The 3,780-nt window shown below is 73.5% G+C and carries 7 protein-coding genes; 6 read left to right on the forward strand and 1 reads right to left on the reverse strand.

Annotation, left to right across the window (positions count from 1 at the left end; genetic code table 11):
• The 6 genes from DW299_RS18930 to DW299_RS07490 form a co-directional block, all read left to right on the forward strand.
• Positions 1-497: hypothetical protein (locus DW299_RS18930; RefSeq protein WP_205814349.1), on the forward strand; the 497-nt coding region annotated here is incomplete at its 5' end.
• 239 nt (positions 498-736) lie between these two features.
• Positions 737-1,003 (forward strand): hypothetical protein, encoded by a 267-nt coding sequence (locus DW299_RS07470; RefSeq protein WP_136036216.1) that lies wholly within the window; start codon positions 737-739, stop codon positions 1,001-1,003.
• On the forward strand, positions 1,000-1,347 hold the full coding sequence (locus tag DW299_RS07475; RefSeq protein ID WP_136036217.1) for a hypothetical protein: 348 nt from the start codon (positions 1,000-1,002) through the stop codon (positions 1,345-1,347). Before DW299_RS07470 ends, DW299_RS07475 begins: the two co-directional genes overlap by 4 nt.
• A 9-nt stretch (positions 1,348-1,356) precedes the next feature.
• A complete protein-coding gene (locus DW299_RS07480) occupies positions 1,357-1,830 on the forward strand; it encodes a MarR family winged helix-turn-helix transcriptional regulator (protein ID WP_136036218.1) in 474 nt (157 codons plus the stop codon).
• On the forward strand, positions 1,827-2,630 hold the full coding sequence (locus DW299_RS07485) for an SDR family oxidoreductase (protein ID WP_136036219.1): 804 nt from the start codon (positions 1,827-1,829) through the stop codon (positions 2,628-2,630). Before DW299_RS07480 ends, DW299_RS07485 begins: the two co-directional genes overlap by 4 nt.
• 45 nt (positions 2,631-2,675) lie before the next feature.
• A complete protein-coding gene (locus DW299_RS07490; RefSeq protein WP_240745337.1) occupies positions 2,676-3,605 on the forward strand; it encodes a methyltransferase family protein in 930 nt (309 codons plus the stop codon).
• On the opposite strand, the gene DW299_RS18935 is transcribed toward DW299_RS07490, so the two are convergent.
• The coding region (locus tag DW299_RS18935; protein ID WP_168443092.1) for a hypothetical protein at positions 3,595-3,780 on the reverse strand (186 nt) is incomplete at its 5' end. The two genes, DW299_RS07490 and DW299_RS18935, sit on opposite strands and share 11 nt — an antisense overlap.

A 3,780-nucleotide genomic window follows, 5' to 3' on the forward strand; every position in this document is an offset into this window, starting at 1 on the left:
CGGCCTGGCGCCGCGACCACGGGGACGACGCCGAGCGCCCGGCGGCCTTCGAGGGCGCAGACCTCGTCGCCCGCGCGGCCACGGTGGTCGGTGATGTGCGCCTCGGCAGTGCGTCGGCCACGGTGGTCGACGCCCGCACGAAGCGCAGTGTCGCGGTGGGGGAGGCGTCGGACTTCTTCACCGTGGCGCTGCGCGAGCGGATGCCGGTGGAGCGCGTATCGCTCGCCGGACTCGATGCGACGGCGGCTGCCGCACGGGCGGCCGCGGTCACCGCGGACCGGACGGAGGACGTGGTGCTGCTGGTGAATCAGCCGCAGAGCAGTCCGTTCGAGGCGGCCGTGCAGGATGCGGTGCTCGCCGTGCGCCCCGACGCCGTGGTCGTGTACGCGGGGTGGCCCGCAGAGGGTGATGTGCGCGCGGGTCGGGCGGTGCTGGCGCTCGGGGCGTCGCGTGCGTCGGCGGTGTACGTCGCTCGGGTGTTGTCCGGAAGCGCCTGAGACGACACACCGCTCGGTGCACGTTGTTTTGAATGACTCAAAACAACGTGCTACGGTCGGAGGGAACCGGACGGCCAGACCGAGGCTCCCGCGCCGCACTCGACGGTGATCAGGGGAGCACCGCGGGCCGCAGAACCGCACGACCGCACAGGGGCGAGACCCCCGCTCCGGCGTGCGAGCCGCCAGGGGCCGCCGGCCCCTCCGCGCGAGCCTGCCCTCCGGACGAGAGAGGAACACGCATGAAAGAGTCACGACCAGCCGCCCGCCCCGGCATCCGCTTCACCTCGATGCCGCACGCCCTGGGACGCGGCGCCCGCGAGGACATCGTGTGGGAGGCGCTCGAGCGCATCGACGGCAAGCCGACCCCGGACGTCGGCACGATGCAGGCCGCGATGGGCAACGAAGCTGAGATCCGGCTCGTACACGACACGGTGCGCGCGTACCTCGACGCCCGTGGCGTGCGGGACACGGCCGCCTGGGCTGCGCGCATCGGAGCGGCGGAGTGAGGCCGCTGGGCCCGCGCGCCGCCGGCGCAGCGGTGCTGCAGGTGCGCGGCGAGTACGCACTGCCGGTGACGCCGATGGATCTGCACACGACACCTCCGCGACCGAACGACGGCGGGATCGTGGTGCAACTGCGGTCGTCGGGTCTCGGCGGCAGCTCCTACGTGGTGGCTCCCGCCGGTGCTGTGCCGAGCGCGATCGTGCTGGAGTACGGCGACGGCCGGGAGCGGCACTGGCGTCGTGGACGCGGGAGCTCCGCTGATGTGGTGCCGTATGTGCTGGTGGACGACTCGGGCTCGACCGGGTACGTGACGGAGAACAGTTGCCTCAAGCAACAAAAGGCGTAGACTGAGGGCATGGCGAACGCCCAGAGCATCGCCGACATCCACGTCGCCCTCGTGAACGTGGTGTCGGCGTGGAGCGAGAGCGACGTGCAGGCCCAGGTGGCCGAGAGCGTCGGCGTCGCCCTCGACCCCACCGCCATCCGCGCGGTGTACCTGCTCGGGCTGCACGGGGGAGCGCTGGGGTTCGGTGCCCTCGCCGAGCACGCCTCGATGTCGCGCCCGACCACGTCGAAGCTCGTCGCCCGCATGGCCGCGCAGGGCGTGGTCGACCCGATCCGCACCGGCCGCACGGTCGAGGTGCGCCTCGCACCCGCCGGCGAGCAGGCCTACGCGCGCCTGGTCGACGCCGGTCACCGCCTGGTGGCAGACGCCCTCGCCGGCTGGGACGCGGACGAGATCTCCGCGTTCCGGCACCAGCTCACGCGCTTCGTCTTCGCCCTCGCCGGCACGCCGTCGGCACCGTCCATCCAGGAGGAATCATCATGACCCGCACCTACGTCGTCACCGGCTCGGCATCCGGAATCGGAGCCGCCACCACCTCGCTGCTGCGCGCCCAGGGGCACACCGTCATCGGTGTGGACCTCGCCGGCGCCGAAGTGGCGGGCGACCTCTCCGCGCACGACGGCCGCATCGCCGCCGCGGAAGCCGCGATCGAAGCCGCAGACGGCAGCATCGACGCCGTGATCGCGTGCGCCGGCATCGCCGCCCCCATCGCGAAGACCATGGCGATCAACTTCTTCGGCGTGACCGAGTTCCTGGAGGCCCTGCGCCCCACGCTCAGCCTGGCCGATACTCCGCGTGCGGCCGTGGTGTCGTCGATGGCGTCGCTGCAGCCGGTGTCCGCCGAGCTCGTCGACGCCGCCCTGGCCGGTGACGAGGCCCGCGCGCTGGAGATCGGCGACCGGCTCGCCGCGACCCCCGAGGGCGGGTTCCTCAACTACTCGTCGAGCAAGCGCGCGGTGTCGCGGTGGGTGCGCCGCGAGTCGGTGACGCCCGCGTGGGCCGGAGCCGGCATCCCCCTCAACGCCGTCGCCCCCGGCACCGTGATCACCGCCATGACCGCCGGTCTGCTCGGGTCGCCCGAGGGCCTGGCACAGGTGGACGCCGCCGTGCCGATGCCGCTCAACTACCACCAGCCGGCGTCGTCCATCGCAGAACTGCTGGTGTGGCTGACCAGCCCGGCGAACACGCACATGGCCGGTCAGACCATCTACTGCGACGGCGGGGCCGACGCGGTGCTGCGCGGCGACGACATCTGGTCGTGGAACGACGCCCCGCAGAGCTGACGCGACACCGCCGGCGGGAGCCGCGGCCTGACCTAGACTGACCGCATGGGGGAGTTGTGGCGCCGGATGTCGCCGCGCTCCTGGGGTCGTCTGTTCTTCGGAGCGCAGGCCCTCGCCGGCGCCGCGTGGTGGATCGCGGTGTTCGTGTCGCCCGGCATCCGCACCGCGACCCTCGGCTCTCTCGACGCTTCGCTCGTCGCGCTGCTCGACATCCCGCTGTTCGTGCTCGGGTCGGCCCTCGCTGCGGCGGGACTGCGCGCCGCGGTGTGGTCGACCACCGGCTGGACGACCCTGGTCGCGGCCGGCATGGCGCTGTACGCCACCATCACGGGCGCGGCCGGATGGGGCGCGCTGCTCATGGCGGCCGCGGCGCTGGGGTCGATCGGCGCCGCCGTGCTCGTGCTCACCGGCCGGGTTCCGTCCGAGTGGCTGCTGCGGGGGCCGTTCCGGTTCCGGCTCGCGGCGACCGCCCGGCCCGTGGCGCATCTGTCCCGCACGGCCGTGCAGATCCTCGTGTTCTCCGCCGTGTTCCTGGTGGCACTGCCCGCCGTGATCGTCGTCGCCGAGCATCGGTGGGGGCTGCACGTGCCGTTCCCCGTGGCCGTGCGCATCGCCGGTGCGGTGCTGTTCGCGCTCGCGTTCGCGCTGTCGATGTGGTCGGCGGCGTCCATGTCGGTGCAGGGCGAGGGCACCCCCCTGCCCTCGGCGATGCCCCGGCGGCTGGTGGTCGCGGGGCCCTACCGGTTCGTGCGCAACCCGATGGCGGTCGGCGGCATCGCGCAGGGCGTGGCGGTCGGCCTGATGGCGGGCTCGTGGCTCGTGGTGCTGTACGCCCTGTGCGGGTCGCTGGTGTGGAACGCGCTCGTGCGACCACTGGAGGAAGCCGACCTGGAGGCGCGGTTCGGTGCCGACTTCCGCGCCTACCGCGACCGCGTGGCCTGCTGGATCCCGCGGCGTCCGCGCATCACCGTCTGACCGATCCCGCGGGGGAACCTCCCGCCCGGGAGCCGTGCAGCAACCCGTACGCGCCGAGCACCGGCGAGCGCACTGTGCGGTCGGGGTCGAGCGGCCACGCCTGCTCCGGCACCGCGAGCAGCAGCACCCACCCCGTCCGCTCGGCGGCCGCACCCCACCCGCCCGGCACGGCCCC

This window comes from Microbacterium sp. K35, assembly GCF_004794375.1.
GTDB lineage: Bacteria > Actinomycetota > Actinomycetes > Actinomycetales > Microbacteriaceae > Microbacterium > Microbacterium sufflavum.